Genomic DNA, 16,928 nt, shown 5'->3' on the forward strand with positions numbered 1-16,928 from the left:
CAAGGGAGAGGCACGACAATGGCAGAACGCCCGCAATCCGACAGTCGCAAGCTTCTGGTCAGCCTGCGCGAAACCCTGGCCGCCGCGTCCGAGGGGCAGGAACGGCTGGACCGGATCACCACGCTGATTGCCGAAAGCCTGGGGGTGGAGGTCTGCTCCATCTACCTGTTTCGTGACGCGGAAACGCTGGAACTCTGCGCCACCGAAGGGCTGAACCCCGAAGCGGTGCACAAGACCCGGCTGCGCATGGGCGAAGGGCTGGTTGGCCGCGTGGCAAAAACCGCAAGCCCGATCAACTCCAAGGACGCCCCTTCGGAAAAAGGGTTTCGCTACATGGCGGAAACCGGCGAGGAGATTTATTCCAGCTTCCTTGGTGTGCCCGTGCAACGGCTGGGCGAAACGCTGGGCGTTCTGGTGATCCAGTCGAAAGAGGCGCGCGAATACAGTTCCGACGAGCTTTACGGGCTGGAAGTGGTCGCCATGGTGCTGGCCGAAATGACCGAACTGGGCGCCTTTATCGGCGAAGGCGCCGCCATGGCCGCCCTGCACCAGCGCCCCGCAACCTTCCAGGGTCAGATCGGCCAGGAAGGTGCTGCCGAGGGCCATGTCTGGCTGCATGAACCGCGCGTGGTGGTCACAAACCCGGTGGCGGATGACCCCGCCGTTGAACTGTGCCGTCTGCAAGAGGCGGTCGAGGAACTGCGCCTGAAGGTCGACGAGCTTCTGGAAACCGCCCAGCGCGGGGCCGGAACCAAGGACAAAGAGCATATGCAGGTGCTCGAAGCCTACCGGATGTTTGCCAATTCCAAGGGCTGGATGCGCCGGATGGAAGACGACATCTCGCGTGGCCTGTCGGCCGAAGCAGCGGTCGAAAAGGAACAATCCGCGGCCCGCGCCCGGATGAGTCAGGTGCCCGACCCCTATCTGCGCGAACGTCTGCATGATCTGGATGACCTGTCAAACCGCCTGCTGCGTATCCTCACCGGTCAGGGGCGCGAAACCGGCGCGGAAATGCCGGAAAACCCGATCCTGATCGCCACCAATATCGGACCGGGCGAGCTGTTGGAATATGGCCGTGGGCTGCGGGGGATCGTCCTTGAGGAAGGGTCCGTCGCCAGCCACGCCGCCATCGTGGCCCGATCCTGGGCCATCCCGCTTGTGGTGCAGGCCGGGCGCATCGCCACCGAGGCGCTGAACGGGGATCACATCCTGGTGGATGGTGAACATGCGACCGTGCATCTGCGCCCCGAAGAAAGCATCATTGGCGCGTTTCGTGACAAGATGCTGATGGAAGCGCAGCAACAGGAACGCTACCGCTCCCTGCGCGACAAGCCCGCAAAGGGACTTTGCGGCACCGAGGTGAAGCTGCATATGAATGCAGGGCTGATGGCCGACCTGCCCAGCCTGGAAAATTCCGGCGCCGAGGGTGTGGGCCTGTTTCGCACCGAGCTGCAGTTCCTGACCGTATCCAAAGTGCCGCGCCGGGGGGAACTGGTCGACACCTATGCCCGTGTGATGGACGCGGCCCATGGCAAGCGGCTGGTGTTTCGCACGCTGGATATCGGCTCGGACAAGGTGCTGCCTTACATGAACCCGCTGGACGAACCGAACCCGGCCCTGGGCTGGCGCGCAATCCGCGTGGGGCTGGATAAGCCCGGCGTGATGCGGATGCAGCTGCAGGCCCTGATCCGGGCGGCGCAAGGGCGCACGCTCACCGTCATGTTCCCCTTCATCGCCCAGCTGGACGAGTTTCGCGACGCCCGAGAAATGCTACTGTCCGAGGTCGAGCGCGAACGCAAGCTGGGCCATGTGCTGCCCGAAAAGCTTGAAATCGGCGCCATGCTGGAAACCCCCTCGATGGTATTTGCCCCCCGGCTGTTTTTTGAAATGGCGGATTTCATCTCGATCGGCGGCAATGACCTCAAACAGTTCTTTTACGCGGCAGATCGTGAAAACGAACGGGTGCGGCGGCGCTATGACACGCTGAATGTCAGCTTTCTGAACGTGATTGAAGAGATCGTGGATCGCTGCGCCGAGGTGGGCACGCCGCTCAGCTTCTGTGGCGAAGATGCGGGCCGCCCGATTGAGGCCGCCTGTTTTGCGGCCCTCGGCATGAAACATCTCTCGATGCGGCCCGCGTCCATCGGCCCGGTGAAAAGCCTGATCCGGCGGATCAACCTGCAAGAGCTGCGCGCCTGTATTGACGATGCCCGCCTGTCGGGGGATCAGTCGGTGCGCGGGGCGGTGGTTGATTGGATTGCCCGCAACCGCCATTCCTTTCAATCCGAATAAGGTGTTTCGACCTGTCCCTGTCTCAGGGTGAGGTCGAAACGCTTTCGCGGCACGGATTAACCACTTTTTCATGCACCGGTGGCAGGGTCACTCCAGAAAGGAGATGACGTGATGGTTGCCATGATGTTTGTGACGCTCTGCGGGGCGGGACTGCTGTTGTTATGGACGGCAAGACGTCAGCTCACACAGGGGAGAGGACTGGGGAGCAAACTGCGGGGCAAACGGGGTTTCAAATCGGGTCACACCGGGGGCGCTCGCTATGAGGTGCCCGTCAGCGCCTGCGCACGCGATCCGCGCCCTCAGCCATCTTACGTCCAAGCGCCGAAGGCGCAGAGCGGGCAAAAGACCTCATTCAGGGCCAAACTTCCGAACCGCTCCCTGAACCCCACGCCAGGCCCCGGGCTGCAATTCCAGCCCCAGAACCCGGTCGGGGTTGGTGGGCGGCGGCATCGTCACATGATCGAGCCGGGCAAAGCCAAACCGACGATAATAGGGCGCATCCCCAACCAGTAGAACCCGCGGCCAGCCTTCCTTGCGGGCCTGATCCAGACTGCCGCGCATCAACAACCCGCCCAGCCCTTCGCCCTGCCGGGTCGGGTGCACCGCAATCGGGCCCAGCAACAGGATCCGGTGCCCGTCGATCAGTGCCGGCCAGTAGCGGATCGCCCCGGCCAGAATGCCATCACCGTCGCGCGCAACCATCGACAGGCTGCGCACCGGAGCCACCCCGTGACGCAGACGGTAGGACGACAACGCCTCACGCCCCGGCGCAAAGCAGGTGTCATAGAGGGCTTCCACCTCCCACCAATCCTCATCCTGTTCTACGCTGAGCGTATACACTGCGGCCCCCTCTCCTCTGTCCCTTTCCTCTTTCCCTGCGATGCTGCTAACAAGATCGCAGCCTCGAGAAAAGAGAGAAGCGCATGTTTTACGAACCAAAAAACGGGCATGGCCTGCGCCATAACCCGTTCAATGCAGTAATCACCCCCCGCCCGATTGCCTGGATTGCCACCCGCGACGCGCAGGGCCGCGACAACCTTGCCCCCTATTCGTTTTTCAACGGGGTCGCCTATGATCCCCCGCAGGTGATGTTTGCGTCAACCGCGGGAAAGCCTGACCGCGATCTGGGCAAGGACAGCTTGGACAATATCAACAAAACCGGCGTGTTTTGCGTGCATCTTGTCCAGGAAGATATGACAAATGCGATGAATGTCAGCTCGGGCAGCTATGGCCGCGAGGTGGATGAATTTTCCCGCGCGGGGCTTGCGAAAACCGACTGCGAGGTGATCAGCTGCGCCCGGATTGCGGCCGCCCCTGCGGCGCTGGAATGCAAGCTGACCCAGATCACCCGCCTGCCCGGCGCCGAGAATTACGTCTGTTTCGGTGAGGTGGTCGGCGTGCACTTGAATGACGAGTGCATGGTCGATGGGATCTTTGACCCAACCGCAAAGGGGCTGCTCGCACGGATGGGATACCGCAATTACACATTGGTGCGGGATCAGTTTGAACTGAAGCGCCCGGATGATTGATCCAGCACCTGACCTGACAACCTGCCTGATCATGCAAAAGGGCGCCCAAAGGCGCCCTTTCCTGTTCCGCTCCGCGCTTTCGAAACGGCGTTAGTGCCCGCCGAGGATGCCGGTTTTGACCGAGTAATCCACGGCAATTTCGTAATCCGGGTCGTCATCGCTATCGACCATCAGGTGCCCCGCCTTGTTCAGCAATTTGTGACAGTCACGCGACAGGTGACGCAGCTGGATCGATTTTCCAGCGGCTTCATATTTCGCGGCAATCGCTTCGATCGCCTGCAGGGCGGACTGGTCCACGACGCGGCTTTCGGCAAATTCCAGCACCACGATCTCAGGGTCATTTTCCACGTCAAACAGCTCCAGGAACCCATCCACGGATCCGAAGAACAGCGGGCCTTCGATTTCATAGACCTTGCGATGGCCGTCTTCGTCCACACGGGTGCGGGCATGGATATGCGAGGCGTTCTGCCAGGCGAAGGCCAGCGCCGAAACGATCACCCCCACCACCACGGCCACCGCGAGGTCTTCGTAGACGGTCACGCCGGTCACCAGGATGATCACAAAGGCATCCAGACGCGGCACTTTGGTAAGGATCCGGACCGAGTTCCAGGCGAAGGTGCCGATCACCACCATGAACATCACACCCACGAGGGCTGCGAGCGGGATCATCTCGATCCAGCTGGAGGCGGCGACGATGAACAGCAGCAGGAACAGGGCTGCGGCGATGCCGGCAATGCGCGTGCGCCCGCCCGATTTCACGTTGATCATCGACTGGCCGATCATCGCACAGCCGCCCATGCCGCCGAAAAATCCGGTCACCACATTCGACGTGCCCTGCGCGATACATTCCTGCGACGCGCCCCCACGCTGGCCAGTCATCTCGCCCACAAGGTTCAGGGTCAGAAGGCTTTCAATCAGGCCGATGGCCGCGAGGATCACGGCGTAAGGCAGGATGATCCAGAGCGTTTCCAGCGTGAAAGGCGCAAGCATCGTGCCGTAAAGCCCCTCCCCCTCGCCAAACATCCAGTGAAAGCTGGGCAGCCCGCCTTTGATCGAGGCCATATCCCCGACAGTGGGCACGTTGATGCCAAAGGCAATCACCACCCCGGCGACAATACCAATCCCGGCCAGCGGCGCGGGGATGATGCTGGTGATTTTGGGCAGGCCCCAGATGATCAACATGGTCAGGCCAACAAGGCCCAGCATCATGTAAAGCTGGGTGCCGGCAAGCCACGCGTCGGGATTGCCCGGCTGTTTGAACTGCGTCAGCTGGGCCAGGAAAATCACGATGGCCAGCCCGTTCACAAAGCCCAGCATCACCGGATGCGGCACCAGCCGGATGAACTTGCCCCAATGCATCACACCGGCAAAGATCTGCAAAAGCCCCATCAGCACCACGGTGGCAAACAGGTATTCCACCCCATGATCCGCGACCAGAGCCACCATCACCACCGCGAGCGCGCCGGTCGCACCCGAGATCATCCCCGGACGGCCGCCGATCAGAGCGGTGATCAGCCCCACCATGAAAGCTGCATACAGACCCACAAGCGGGTGCACACCCGCCACAAAGGCAAAGGCCACCGCCTCGGGCACCAGCGCCAGCGCCACGGTCAGGCCCGACAGGATTTCGGTTTTCAGCCGCGACGGTGTCAGCGCGACGCTGGGCGACAGGCGCAGGTCGGGGCGTTCTATACGGGCGGCATAACGGGCCAGAAGAGCTCGGGGCATGGGGTCACCTGATTGGGGCGTTTCGAGGCAAACCTGACACACAGATTTCTCTTGAAACGTCGACATTATGATATTTCTTGCCGCGGTTCGATGTCTTGCCTGTGTCAGGTTGAAATCGAAACGCGTTAAGGGGTTGTTCGCGTTTGGGCGTTCCTAACGGGGATTGGCGCAAATTGAAACCCCGACGCGCGCCCCTGTCCCCCTGGATTTACGCAAAAAGTGGTGCGGGAGTTGCTGCATCTGCGCTGATTCTCTCTTGCACCGCGACACCCCTCGGCCCAGAGTCGCGCCAGACGGATATGAGGAGGGCAGAATGGACAGGATGATCGGCGTGATCGGCGGCTCAGGCGTCTATGAGATCGACGGGCTGCAAGACGCGACATGGCAGGCGGTGGACACCCCATGGGGGCCGCCTTCGGACGAGATTCTGACCGGGCAGCTTGACGGTGTTTCGATGGCCTTTCTGCCCCGCCATGGGCGCGGCCATGTGCATGCCCCCACCGAAGTGCCCTATCGCGCCAATATCGACGCGCTGAAGCGGTTGGGGGTCACGGATGTGGTTGCGATCTCGGCCTGCGGGTCGTTCCGCGAAGACATGCCGCCGGGGGATTTTGTCATTGTGGATCAGTTCATTGACCGGACCTTCGCGCGGGAAAAAAGCTTTTTCGGCACCGGCTGCGTGGCCCATGTTCCGCTGGCCCACCCGACCTGCGACCCGCTGGGGCAGGCCTGTTTCGAAGCGGCGCGGGCGGCGGGGATCTCCGTGCATCGGGGGGGCACCTATCTGGCGATGGAGGGGCCACAGTTTTCGACGCTTGCGGAAAGCCGGATGTATCGTGAGCAATGGCGCTGTGACGTCATTGGCATGACCAATATGCCCGAGGCGAAACTCGCCCGTGAGGCCGAGCTGTGCTACGCCTCGATTGCGATGGTCACCGATTTCGATTGCTGGCATCCCGACCATGAGAATGTGGATGTGGCGCAGGTGATTGCCACGGTGGGCGACAATGCGGCCAAGGCGCGGGACCTCGTGGCGCGCCTGCCGAAATTGCTGGGGGCCACCCATGCGCCCTGCCCGCAGGGCTGCGATCACGCGTTGGATTTCGCCATCATGACCGCACCGGACAAACGCGACCCCACGCTGCTGGCCAAACTGGATGCGGTGGCGGGTCGCGTGCTTTGATGCGCAATCAGGGCATTGATATCGCACGGTTTCTGGCCTTTGCCGGCATGGTTCTGGTCAATTTCCGCATCGCGGCCGAGCTGGCCACGGGTGGCGGCTGGGGCGGGGCGGATATCGCGCTTGGCTGGGCCGAGGACTGGCCCGCCACGATCACCATGTTGATCGAAGGGCGCGCCGCCGCGCTGTTCGTGATCCTTGCGGGGGTGAGCCTCGCTCTGGGATCGGCGCGCTGGCATCTGGTTTTGCGTCGAGCCCTGTTCCTGTTTGCGATCGGCATGGGCAATATGCTGATTTTCGATGCGGATATTCTGCATTTCTATGGGCTGTATTTCGCGGGGGCCGCCCTGTTTCTGGGCGCAACCAACCGCAGCCTTCTGTTCGGGGCCGCCCTGTTGGTGGGGCTTGGGACGCTGGCGCAGATCACGCTGGATTACAATGCCGGATGGGACTGGGACCGGCTGGCTTATGCGGATTTCTGGACCCTCACGGGCTTTCTGCGCCATTCCCTTTTCAACGGCTGGCATCCGCTGTTCCCGTGGCTGGCTTTCTTGCTGTTTGGCCTGTGGCTTGGCCGGCTGAAGCTTGATCACCTGCCGGTCCAGCTGTCCCTTCTGATCGGTGGCACCCTTGTGGCCTATCTGGGTGAGCGCCTGTCGCAACGCCTGATTGAACTGCCTGAATTGGGGGAGGTTCTGGGCACCGCCCCCCTGCCCCCCGGTCCGCTTTACATGCTGGTCGCGGGGGCTGCGGCCACCGCGCTGCTGGGTGCAACCCTGCTGATCACCCCGCTGATCCGACTGCTTCGTGTTGAGCTTCTGTTTGTGGCCCCCGGTCGCATGACGCTGACACTTTACGTCGCCCATATCGTGATCGGCATGGGCCTGTTGGAGGCGATGGGACTGCTGGACGGGCAGATGTCGTCCCCCGGAATATTTGCCTATTCCATTGGATTTGTGACGATAAGCGCATTGTTTGCGCTTTTCTGGTTGCGTAAGTTCCGCCGGGGACCGCTTGAGGCCCTGATGCGCATCACCACCGAGGGAAAGCTATGAAAACCGTCAAAGATTACATCCGCACCATTGTCGATTTCCCGCATGAAGGGATCCTGTTTCGCGATGTGACCACGCTGTTTGCCGATCCGCGCGGGATGCGCATGGCGATCGACCAGATGCTGCACCCCTATGCGGGGCAGCCGATTGACAAGGTGGTCGGGCTTGAGGCGCGCGGTTTCATCATTGGCGGCGCGATTGCGCATCAGCTGGGCACCGGGTTTGTGCCGATCCGCAAGAAGGGCAAACTGCCCGGTGAGACCCATTCCCAGGCCTATACGCTGGAATATGGCGAAGCGGTGGTCGAGATGCACACCGATGCAATCCAGCCCGGCGAGCGGGTCTTGCTGGTGGATGACCTTCTCGCCACCGGGGGCACGGCGGGGGCGGGGATCAAGCTGCTCGAACGTGTCGGTGCCGACATCGTGGGCTGCGCCTTCATCGTGGACCTGCCGGAACTGGGCGGGCGCAAGATTTTGCAGGATATGGGAATGGATGTGCATATCCTGTGCGAGTTTGAGGGGCTGTAATCCGAAAAACCCAAACATCGTGAACGGGTTGTTAAGGTTTGATCATTAGAGAAGGACCTGTCTGTTGGAGCAACAGACGCTGCTTGTGCACGACGATATTCATCGACCCCGTGCGATGCCCTGCCTTCACCCAAAGGCAGGGCATCACTGTTTTGACCGATTGGTTCGGGCGGACAGTGCCCGAAGTCAGGTTTCTGCCGCCTGTGTCTGACCGATGGAGGAGAAACAGGTGTCTGAGGGGTCCTCCGAGAGGCTTTGCACGGGTTGGGAAAAGGGGCGCTGCCCCTTGGCCTAAAGCGTTTCGACTTATCATTGTGTCTCAAGCTCATCTCGAAACGCTTTAACGGCCTCACCCCGGGATATTTGACACCAGAAAAAAAAGCCTATCCCGGTGGTGTTAGATCACAGCAATACCTGAAAACGCCCATCACCCTTGCAAGGCGCGCGGCACAGACCGCGCCCGGCCGTCAGCCAAGGGGAAACATCACGCCTGGGTTCATGATCCCTTTGGGGTCGAGCGCCTGTTTGATCGCATGCAAGGTGGCGAGCCGCGTCGGATCCGCGTAGCGGGCGAGCTCTTCCGGTTTAAGCCGGCCAACCCCATGTTCGGCGGAGAAGGATCCGCCCATTTGCTGGACAAGATCGTAGACTGCGGCGCGAATGTCGGCGGCCTGTGCGGCGTGGTCGTGCTTCTGCTGCCCCTTTGGCGGAAAGACATTGTAGTGCAGGTTGCCATCCCCCAGATGGCCAAATGCGTTGATGCGAAACGGGCCGAGCTGGGTGATGGCGGCGTCCGCGCGCCGCAGAAAGGCGGGGATTTCCGAAAGTGGCAGCGAGATGTCGTGAGAAGACACGGCCCCCACATGGCGGTTTGCCAGGGGGATTTCTTCACGCAGTTTCCACAGGGCCGCGCGCTGCGCTTCAGACTGAGAGATGACCCCGTCACTCACCAAGCCTTTTTCCTGTGCCAGCTCAAACAGGTGCAACAGCGCCGATCCGGCCTCCTGCCCGCCGCCCAGACCAAGATCTATCAGCACCGACCAGGCCGGTGCCTGTGCAAAGGGGGGCGGGCCGCCAAGGCCGGCCTCGGTCAGAAACGCAAACCCGGTGCCGGAGATCAGTTCAAATGCCGAAATCCCCTCACCGATCAGGTCCTGTGCAAGGGACAGGAGGGACAGCGCCTGCACCGGCCCCGGCACCACCAGAAGCGCCGTTGCCTGCGCGCGGGGGCGCGGCGCAAGGCGCAGGCTGGCGGCGGTAATCACCCCCAATGTGCCCTCGGCCCCACACAGCAGATTGGTCAGGTCATAGCCGGTATTGTCCTTGCGCAGCCGTTTCAGCCCATACCAGATCCGCCCGTCCGGCAACACCGCTTCCAGCCCGAGGCAGAGCGCGCGCGCAGTGCCATAGCGCAGCACGTTCACCCCGCCGGCATTGGTCGAGAGGCAGCCGCCGATCCGGCAGGACCCTTCCGAGGCAAGCGACAGCGGGAACAGCCGTCCTTCCCCTTCGGCCGCAGCTTGCACATCAGCAAGGATCGCACCCGCCTCGGCCACCAACACGTTTTCCTCGGGGTAAATGGCACGGATCCGGGTCATGCGTTCGAGCGACAAGATCACCGGGCGCGCGCAGTGCCCGGCAGGCATCACCTGCCCCCCAACCAGCCCGGTGCCACCGCCATAGGGCACCACCGGCACCGATGCGTCATGGCACGCCCGGATGATGAGCGAGACCTCTTCCACGCAACCGGGCGCAAGCACCAGCCCGCCGCCACCGTGAAACAGCCCGCGCGGCTCTTCCAGGTAATGGGGGGCCAGCGGGCGAAACACCGCCTCAGGGAGCTGCGCACGCAACCGCGCCTCAAACACCTTATCCGCGTCTCGCATCACACCCTCTTTCTTCTTGGTCCCAATACTCCCGCCGGAGGCACCGAGCGCAGCGAGGCCCCCAAAAGCGCGCCTGAGCGTGAGCGAAAGCGCCCCCAGCCCGGCGGGTCTTATCCCACCTGGGTGCGCCCGCGCCGATCCGACCTCAGATTGGCATAAAGGACGTGATTGCGCCAACGCCCGTTGATCTGCAGATAACTCTGCGCCACACCTTCATATTTGAAGCCGGTTTTTTCCAGCACCCCGCGCGAGGCGAGGTTTTCCGGCAGGCAGCCTGCCTCGAGCCGGCTGAGGTCAAGATCGTTGAACGCGTAATGCACCACCGCATTCAGCGCCTCACGCATATACCCTTCGCGCGCATAACATTCGCCCACCCAATAGCCCGCAGTGGCGGCCTGTGCCGGGCCTCGGCGGATATTGTCCAGGGTGATGGCACCCACCAGCACCTGATCAGCGCGCCGGATCAGGAACAACGGAAGCGCGGTGCCGCTGGCAATCGAGCGACCCGCCCAATAGACCCGGTTGGTAAAGCTTTTGCGTGACAGGTGATCCGCCGCCCAGCTTGGCTCCCACGGGGTCAGGAAATCCTGGCTTGAGGCACGCAAAGCCGCCCAGGCGCGGTAATCGCCATGGGTCGGCAGGCGCAGCGTCAGGCGCTCGGTTTCGATCCGAACTTTCTTTCGAGAGCGGGTCGAAAGCGCGCCAAACATCATGCGGCCTTCCTGCGTTCGCTCAACGCGGACAGAGGCAGCGCCTTGGCCGCCGGGCCGTAGACCGCCATGGCCATCGGGGCGTCAAACGCCATCTTGCGCCCGACCCGCTGGATATCCGCCAGCGTGACCGCGTCGATCTTGGCCACGGTTTCCTCCAGCCCCGGCACCCGGTCCCAGATCCCCAGCAGCCGCGCCATGCGTTCCACCCGCGCCGAGGGGCTTTCCAGCCCCATCAACAGCCCGGCCTTGAGCTGGGTGCGGGCGCGCTCCATCTCGCGCTCGGACATATCCTGCGCCGCCCGTGTCAGTTCCTGCACCGTCAGACCAGCAAGATCGGCGATATCGTCAGACGAGGTGCCGGCATAGATGGTCATCATGCCGGTATCATCATAGCTGCCCGCCTGCGCATAGATCGAATAGCACAGGCCGCGTTTTTCACGCACCTCCTGAAACAGGCGCGAGGACATGCCGCCGCCAAGGGCCGAGCTGAACAGCTGGGCGGCGTAAAACGCCTCATCCCGATAGCTCGGCGCCTCCAGCCCGAGGGTAAAATGGACCTGCTCCAGCCCGTCACGAATTTCGTGCCGTTCGCCCGCAGCCCAGCCTGCCGCAACCTGCGCAGGCGGGGTGCCACGGGTCAGCCCGCCAAAGGTGGCCTCGGCCAGGCGCATGATCTCGTCATGGTCCACCGCGCCCGCTGCGGACAGGATCAGCTGTTCGGGGCCGTAATGCTGGGCCACGAACCCGGCCAGATCGTCGCGGGTAAAGCTCTGCACCCGTTCAACCGGTCCCAGGATGGTGCGGCCCAGCGGCTGATCGGGGAAGGCAACCTCCTGCAGCCAGTCAAAGACCACGTCATCCGGCGTATCCAGCGCCTGACCGATTTCCTGCAAGATCACGCCGCGTTCGGTTTCGATCTCATTCGCGTCGAACACCGGGTTCAGCACGATGTCGGAAATCACGTCAAAGGCCAGCGCCACATCCTGTTTCAGAACGCGCGCGTAATAGGCGGTCACCTCGCGCGAGGTATAGGCGTTCAGATAGCCGCCCACATCCTCGATCGCCTCGGCAATCTCCAGCGCCGAGCGGCGCTTGGTGCCCTTGAAGGCCATATGTTCCAGAAAATGCGCAATGCCATTCTGGGCCTCGGTTTCATGGCGCCCACCGGCCATGACCCAGATCCCGAGCGAAGCACTTTCCAGCCCCGGCATGTTTTCTGTCACAACGCGAAAGCCGTTTGCCAGCCGTCCGATTTCAATTGCCATCTAGGTCAGTGTCCAATCTTTTCGCGGATCACGGTTTTCAGCGCGTCCAGGTCGCCCGCGACGCGGGTGACGCGTTCGTCACGCTCAAACAGGTCGCTCATACGGGGGGGAAGCGGGGCATCCTGCCCGCAGGCCTCTTTCACAGCCGCCGGGAATTTCGCCGGGTGGGCGGTGGCCAGCGTGATCATCACCGTATCAGACATATGTTCACGCGCCACTTTCACGCCCACGGCGGAATGCGGGCAAAGAACCTCACCGGTGGCAGCAAAGCTGCGCATGATCTCAGCCGAAGTTTCCGGTTCCGAGGCGCGCCCCGAGGTGAAATGGTCCTTCAAATATTCCATCGCGCCCTGCGAGATGGTGAAGCCGCCGGTGGCAAGATCCGCCATCTGGCTTTGCACCGCTTTTCCATCGCGCCCATAAGCGTCAAACAGCGCACGTTCAAAGTTGGAGCTGACCTGAATATCCATCGAGGGCGAAATCGACGGGGTCACCTCGCCTTTCGTATAGGCGCCGGTTTCCATCGTGCGGTGCAGAATGTCGTTCTGGTTGGTGGCAATCACCAGCTGGTCAATCGGCAGGCCCATCTGCTTGGCAATGTAGCCTGCAAAGATGTCGCCGAAATTGCCGGTCGGCACGGTAAAGCTGACGCGGCGATGCGGCGCGCCCACGGCCACGGCGGCGGTGAAATAGTACACCACCTGCGCCAGCACCCGGCCCCAGTTGATCGAGTTCACACCGGCGAGTTTCACCTCGTCGCGGAAATCGAAATCATTGAACATGTCCTTGAGCCGCGCCTGACAGTCGTCGAAATCCCCGTCCACGGCAAGCGCGTGGACATTGGCCTCAACCGGGGTGGTCATCTGGCGGCGCTGCACCTCCGAGACGCGCCCATGCGGGTAGAGGATGCAGACATTGACATTCTCAAGCCCGCGGAACGCTTCGATCGCGGCGGAGCCGGTGTCCCCCGACGTGGCCCCGACGATGGTGATCGTCTCACCTCGTTTGGCCAGCGCCACCTGAAACAGCTGGCCGATCAGCTGCATGGCAAAATCTTTGAACGCCAGCGTCGGGCCGTGGAACAGTTCGAGCAGGAAATGACCCGACTCCAGCTGCACCAGCGGCGCGCGGGCCTCATGACCGAAACCGGCATAGGCCTTGGCGATAATCTCGCGGAACTCCTCGTCCGAGAAGCTGCCCTCGACAAAGGGGCGCATCACGCGAAAGGCGGCCTCTTCGTAAGAGACACCGGCAAGTGCTGCAATTTCATCCGTGGTCATGGTCGGGACAGTTTCGGGCACATAAAGGCCACCGTCGCGGGCAAGCCCGGTCAGCATGGCGTCTTCGAAACTCAGAACCGGGGCCTCTCCTCGGGTCGAAACATAGCGCATCTTGATCTTCCTTTAAGCGTGACGCATCAGGCGTTCCGGCGCTTCATACGCCAAAGCGCAAAGCCTGTCATCACCGACCATGTGATTGCCAGCAAAAACCATGTGCCGACATATTCCAGATGGCGGTTGGGGATACCTGCGGCGGTGACGGGCATGGGGATGATCGCCGGATTGGTCTGCTCCCGTGCAATGATCAGGATCGGATCGGTGCCCAGATGGGCGGCGAGCTTGTCCACGTCGCGGGCAAACCATATGTTGCCAGCGATGTCATCCTCGGGCGTATAGGCGTCGCGCTCCTCGGGCCAGTGCAGGTTGCCGGTGAGGGTCATGGGGGCGCTGGCTTCAAGATCAGGCCGCCCGACACGCACCGGCACAAACCCACGATCCACAAGAAGGCGCCGCCCGTCCGGCAGTGCAAAGGCTGAGATCACCCGATGCCCGGCCCCGAAATCGCGGTTGGAGCCAAGGACAAACACCCCGCCCGCATCAAACGCGCCACTGACCAGAACCGGCAGGTATTTGTCCTGGTCCGGGTCAACGGTTTTCGGCAGGTCGGTGGGGGCTGCACCGATCTTCGCCTCAATCTCGGCAATCAACGCCTCTTTCCATTGCAGACGTTGTAACTGCCATGTGCCCAAGGAGAGGAATATCCCAAGGACAACAAGGCTGAGCACAGCCGCCAATATGAATTTCCAACGCATGGTCAGACCTTTGACTGGGAACGGAAAAGGGCGCGGGATTGCTCCCACGCCCAATTAGGACCGAATTGGGGTCAGGTTCAACCGCCCCAGATGTAGACGGCGGCGAAGAGGAACAGCCAGACAACGTCGACGAAGTGCCAGTACCAGGCGGCAGCCTCGAACCCAACGTGGCTTTCGGGGGTGAAGTGGCCCTTCATTGCGCGCAGACAGCAGATCGCGAGGAAGATGGTGCCGACAATCACGTGGAAGCCGTGGAAGCCGGTCGCCATGAAGAAGTTCACGCCGTAGATATTGCCCGAGAAGCCAAAGGCCGCATGGCTGTATTCATAGGCCTGGAACATGGTGAAGATCGCGCCCAAGAGCACCGCAATGGCCAGACCGTTGACCAGGTCTTTGCGGTTGTTTTCATGGGCAATCGCGTGGTGTGCCCAGGTCACGGCGGCGCCTGACAGAAGCAAGATCAGCGTGTTGATCAGCGGCAGGTGCCACGGGTCAAAGGTCTCGATGCCTGCGGGCGGCCAGACGCCATCGACCTTGGGGGACCCTTCGGTCATCGGGTAAAGCGCATGTTTGAAGAAGGACCAGAACCAGGCCGAGAAGAACATCACCTCTGACATGATGAAAAGGATCACGCCGTAACGAAGCCCGATTTTCACCACCGGGGTGTGGTCGCCGGTCTGCCCTTCATGCACCACGTCCGACCACCAGGCGAACATGACATAAAGCACGCCGAGGAACCCCACGGCAAACAGCATCCAACTGCCCTCTGCCATCCATTTCACCGCGCCAAACAGCATGACAAACGCTGCCACCGCACCGAGGAACGGATTCACCGAGGGCGGCAGAATGTGATAATCGTGGTTCTTTGCATGTGCCATTTTTCGTTCAGGTCCCTATTGCTCCGGGCATGTATCAGCCCCGTTTTGTCCGGTCTGTTGTCCAGACCCTAATTGCCTGCGCCCGCGTCGGTTGCCAGTCTCGCAACCTCTTCCGGCAGGTCGGTTTCGTGAAAGGTGTAGGAAAGCGTGATCGCCTTGACGAACTTGCCCTCGCGGTCCTTGGTGAGTTCGGGGTCGACATAGAAGGTGACCGGCATGGTCACGCGTTCGCCCGGTTGCAGCACCTGCTGCTCAAAGCAGAAACAGTCGATCTTGGTGAAAAAGCCCCCGGCCGCATATGGCGCGACATTATAGCTGGCGGTGCCGGCGATGGGGCGGTCGGTCGGGTTATAGGCCTCGTAAAAGGCCAGTCCCGTCTCGCCGATCCTGATCCGCATGTCATGCTGGACCGGCTTGAATTCCCACGGCATCCCGCGTTCCAGAGAGGCATCAAAGCGCACCAGGATCTCCTGATCCAGCACCACGTCCGATCCCTGTTCTGCCACGCTGGTGGCGCCGCCAAACCCCGTGACCCGGCAGAACCAGTCGTAAAACGGCACCGATGCCCAGGCGAGTGATCCCATCACGATCACCACACCGACCATCTTGGCTGCTGTTTTCTGGGGCGCGGTCAGGCTCATTCAGATGCCTCCGCGGTGGAAGATTTTGCGGCAGCGTTTGCGGGCGCAGGTTTGTAAAGCTCCGAGGTTTTCACCACGGTGATCCCATAGACCAGCACGACAAAACCGATCAGCACGGCGCCCAGCCCCATATTGCGGCCAAAGCGGCGTTTGTGCAGATCGTGGTCAGGTTTGAACGTCATCAGCCCCAGCCTCCCAATCCGTAAGGTTTCAGCCCAGCTTCGATCAGAAGGGCGCCGTAATGGGCAAAAAGGTAAAGCAGCGACAGTTTGAACAGGCCACGCTCGGCTTTGTGTTTATCCGCATCCGATGCGGTGTCGTCGCGGCGGAACACCTCCCAGGCGCCCTTGATGAACATGGCGTTCAGCACCACGGCCACCGCCATGTAAACCGGCCCGCCGATTGAGGTCAGGCCCAGCGCGATGGCGACGATCGCCAGCACCAGCGTGTAGCCAAGGATATGGGCGCGGGTGGTCTTGCGCCCGTGGGTCACGGTCAGCATCGGCACGCCCGCATTGGCGTAATCACCTTTGGTAAACAGCGCCAGCGCCCAGAAATGCGGCGGGGTCCAGGCAAAGGTCAGGGCAAACATCAGCACGCTTTCAACCGACACGCCCCCGGTGGCCACTGCCCAGCCGATCATCGGAGGGAAGGCACCCGCCGCGCCGCCGATCACGATGTTCTGCGGCGTCCAGCGCTTGAGCCACATCGTATAGATCGCCACGTAGAAAAAGATCGTGAAGGCCAGCAGGAACCCGGCCATGAAATTGGCCGTGAGCGCCAGAAAGACGCAGGCAAAGACCGACAGCGTCATGCCCAGCGCAAAAGCCTCGCCTTCGCTCACACGCCCTGCAGGGATCGGGCGCGACTGGGTCCGGCGCATTTTGCGGTCGATATCGGCATCCCACCACATGTTCAGCGCACCCGACGCGCCGCCGCCGACGGCAATGAACAGGATCGAGGCAAAGGCAATCAGCGGATGCACCCCGTTCGGGGCCACCACAAGACCTACGAAGGCGGTGAACACCACCAGCGACATGACCCGCGGCTTCAAAAGCGCAAAATAGTCGCCGAACCCCGCATCACCGATCTGGGAAGGGGCCTGAAGGTTGCTGTTGATACTTGCGTCGCTCATCTGTCCT

At 61.9% G+C, this 16,928-nt stretch carries 16 protein-coding genes; 5 read left to right on the forward strand and 11 right to left on the reverse strand.

The features are described 5' to 3' along the window. The first annotated feature begins 18 nt into the window (after positions 1–18). Positions 19–2,292 (forward strand): phosphoenolpyruvate--protein phosphotransferase, encoded by a 2,274-nt coding sequence (ptsP, locus tag XMD517_RS06490; protein ID WP_173487518.1) that lies wholly within the window; start codon positions 19–21, stop codon positions 2,290–2,292. A 348-nt stretch (positions 2,293–2,640) separates the two neighbouring features. On the opposite strand, the gene XMD517_RS06495 is transcribed toward ptsP, so the two are convergent. Continuing rightward, a complete protein-coding gene (locus XMD517_RS06495; protein ID WP_173487519.1) occupies positions 2,641–3,132 on the reverse strand; it encodes a GNAT family N-acetyltransferase in 492 nt (163 codons plus the stop codon). Positions 3,133–3,215: 83 nt separating this feature from the next. Between XMD517_RS06495 and XMD517_RS06500 the strand changes: the two genes are divergently transcribed. Next, positions 3,216–3,821: a flavin reductase family protein gene (locus XMD517_RS06500; protein ID WP_173487520.1), complete on the forward strand. Its 606-nt coding sequence runs from the start codon at positions 3,216–3,218 to the stop codon at positions 3,819–3,821. Between the two features lie 90 nt (positions 3,822–3,911). On the opposite strand, the gene XMD517_RS06505 is transcribed toward XMD517_RS06500, so the two are convergent. Then, positions 3,912–5,549: a SulP family inorganic anion transporter gene (locus XMD517_RS06505; protein ID WP_173487521.1), complete on the reverse strand. Its 1,638-nt coding sequence runs from the start codon at positions 5,547–5,549 to the stop codon at positions 3,912–3,914. A gap of 313 nt (positions 5,550–5,862) precedes the next feature. On the opposite strand from XMD517_RS06505, the gene XMD517_RS06510 reads away from it, so the two are divergent. The 3 genes from XMD517_RS06510 to XMD517_RS06520 are packed head-to-tail and all read left to right on the forward strand — an operon-like array spanning position 5,863 to position 8,311. Next, positions 5,863–6,732, forward strand: coding sequence for an S-methyl-5'-thioadenosine phosphorylase (locus XMD517_RS06510; protein WP_173487522.1), 870 nt, complete (start codon positions 5,863–5,865; stop codon positions 6,730–6,732). Next, entirely contained in the window at positions 6,732–7,784 is a 1,053-nt protein-coding gene (locus tag XMD517_RS06515) for a DUF418 domain-containing protein (RefSeq protein WP_173487560.1), read from the forward strand. The genes XMD517_RS06510 and XMD517_RS06515 overlap by 1 nt, the downstream gene beginning before the upstream one ends. Next, positions 7,781–8,311 (forward strand): adenine phosphoribosyltransferase, encoded by a 531-nt coding sequence (locus XMD517_RS06520; protein WP_055189662.1) that lies wholly within the window; start codon positions 7,781–7,783, stop codon positions 8,309–8,311. The genes XMD517_RS06515 and XMD517_RS06520 overlap by 4 nt, the downstream gene beginning before the upstream one ends. A gap of 467 nt (positions 8,312–8,778) precedes the next feature. On the opposite strand, the gene XMD517_RS06525 is transcribed toward XMD517_RS06520, so the two are convergent. The 9 genes from XMD517_RS06525 to cyoE all read right to left on the reverse strand — a co-directional run bounded on the left by XMD517_RS06525 (position 8,779) and on the right by cyoE (position 16,921). After that, positions 8,779–10,197 (reverse strand): FAD-binding oxidoreductase, encoded by a 1,419-nt coding sequence (locus XMD517_RS06525; RefSeq protein WP_173487523.1) that lies wholly within the window; start codon positions 10,195–10,197, stop codon positions 8,779–8,781. 110 nt (positions 10,198–10,307) lie between these two features. Further along, positions 10,308–10,910: a GNAT family N-acetyltransferase gene (locus tag XMD517_RS06530; RefSeq protein ID WP_055189664.1), complete on the reverse strand. Its 603-nt coding sequence runs from the start codon at positions 10,908–10,910 to the stop codon at positions 10,308–10,310. After that, positions 10,907–12,175 (reverse strand): pitrilysin family protein, encoded by a 1,269-nt coding sequence (locus tag XMD517_RS06535; protein ID WP_173487524.1) that lies wholly within the window; start codon positions 12,173–12,175, stop codon positions 10,907–10,909. The genes XMD517_RS06530 and XMD517_RS06535 overlap by 4 nt, the downstream gene beginning before the upstream one ends. Before the next feature lie 5 nt (positions 12,176–12,180). Beyond that, positions 12,181–13,566: a threonine synthase gene (gene thrC / locus XMD517_RS06540; protein WP_173487525.1), complete on the reverse strand. Its 1,386-nt coding sequence runs from the start codon at positions 13,564–13,566 to the stop codon at positions 12,181–12,183. Between the two features lie 26 nt (positions 13,567–13,592). Next, positions 13,593–14,267, reverse strand: a complete 675-nt coding sequence (locus XMD517_RS06545) for an SURF1 family protein (protein ID WP_173487526.1) — start codon at positions 14,265–14,267, stop codon at positions 13,593–13,595. A gap of 77 nt (positions 14,268–14,344) precedes the next feature. After that, positions 14,345–15,145 carry a cytochrome c oxidase subunit 3 gene (locus XMD517_RS06550; protein WP_055189669.1) on the reverse strand — a complete coding sequence of 267 codons (801 nt, stop codon included), beginning with the start codon at positions 15,143–15,145 and terminating at the stop codon, positions 14,345–14,347. Between the two features lie 68 nt (positions 15,146–15,213). Beyond that, complete coding sequence (locus tag XMD517_RS06555) at positions 15,214–15,786, reverse strand: cytochrome c oxidase assembly protein (protein WP_173487527.1); 573 nt, start codon at positions 15,784–15,786, stop codon at positions 15,214–15,216. Then, complete coding sequence (locus XMD517_RS06560) at positions 15,783–15,968, reverse strand: cytochrome C oxidase assembly protein (protein WP_173487528.1); 186 nt, start codon at positions 15,966–15,968, stop codon at positions 15,783–15,785. Before XMD517_RS06560 ends, XMD517_RS06555 begins: the two co-directional genes overlap by 4 nt. After that, the gene (gene cyoE, locus XMD517_RS06565; protein WP_173487529.1) at positions 15,968–16,921 is read right to left on the reverse strand and encodes a heme o synthase; all 954 of its coding nucleotides are present in this window, start codon (positions 16,919–16,921) and stop codon (positions 15,968–15,970) included. Before cyoE ends, XMD517_RS06560 begins: the two co-directional genes overlap by 1 nt. Positions 16,922–16,928 lie beyond the last annotated feature (7 nt).

It is taken from the genome of Aliiroseovarius sp. xm-d-517 (assembly GCF_013283135.1).
Lineage (GTDB): Bacteria > Pseudomonadota > Alphaproteobacteria > Rhodobacterales > Rhodobacteraceae > Aliiroseovarius > Aliiroseovarius crassostreae.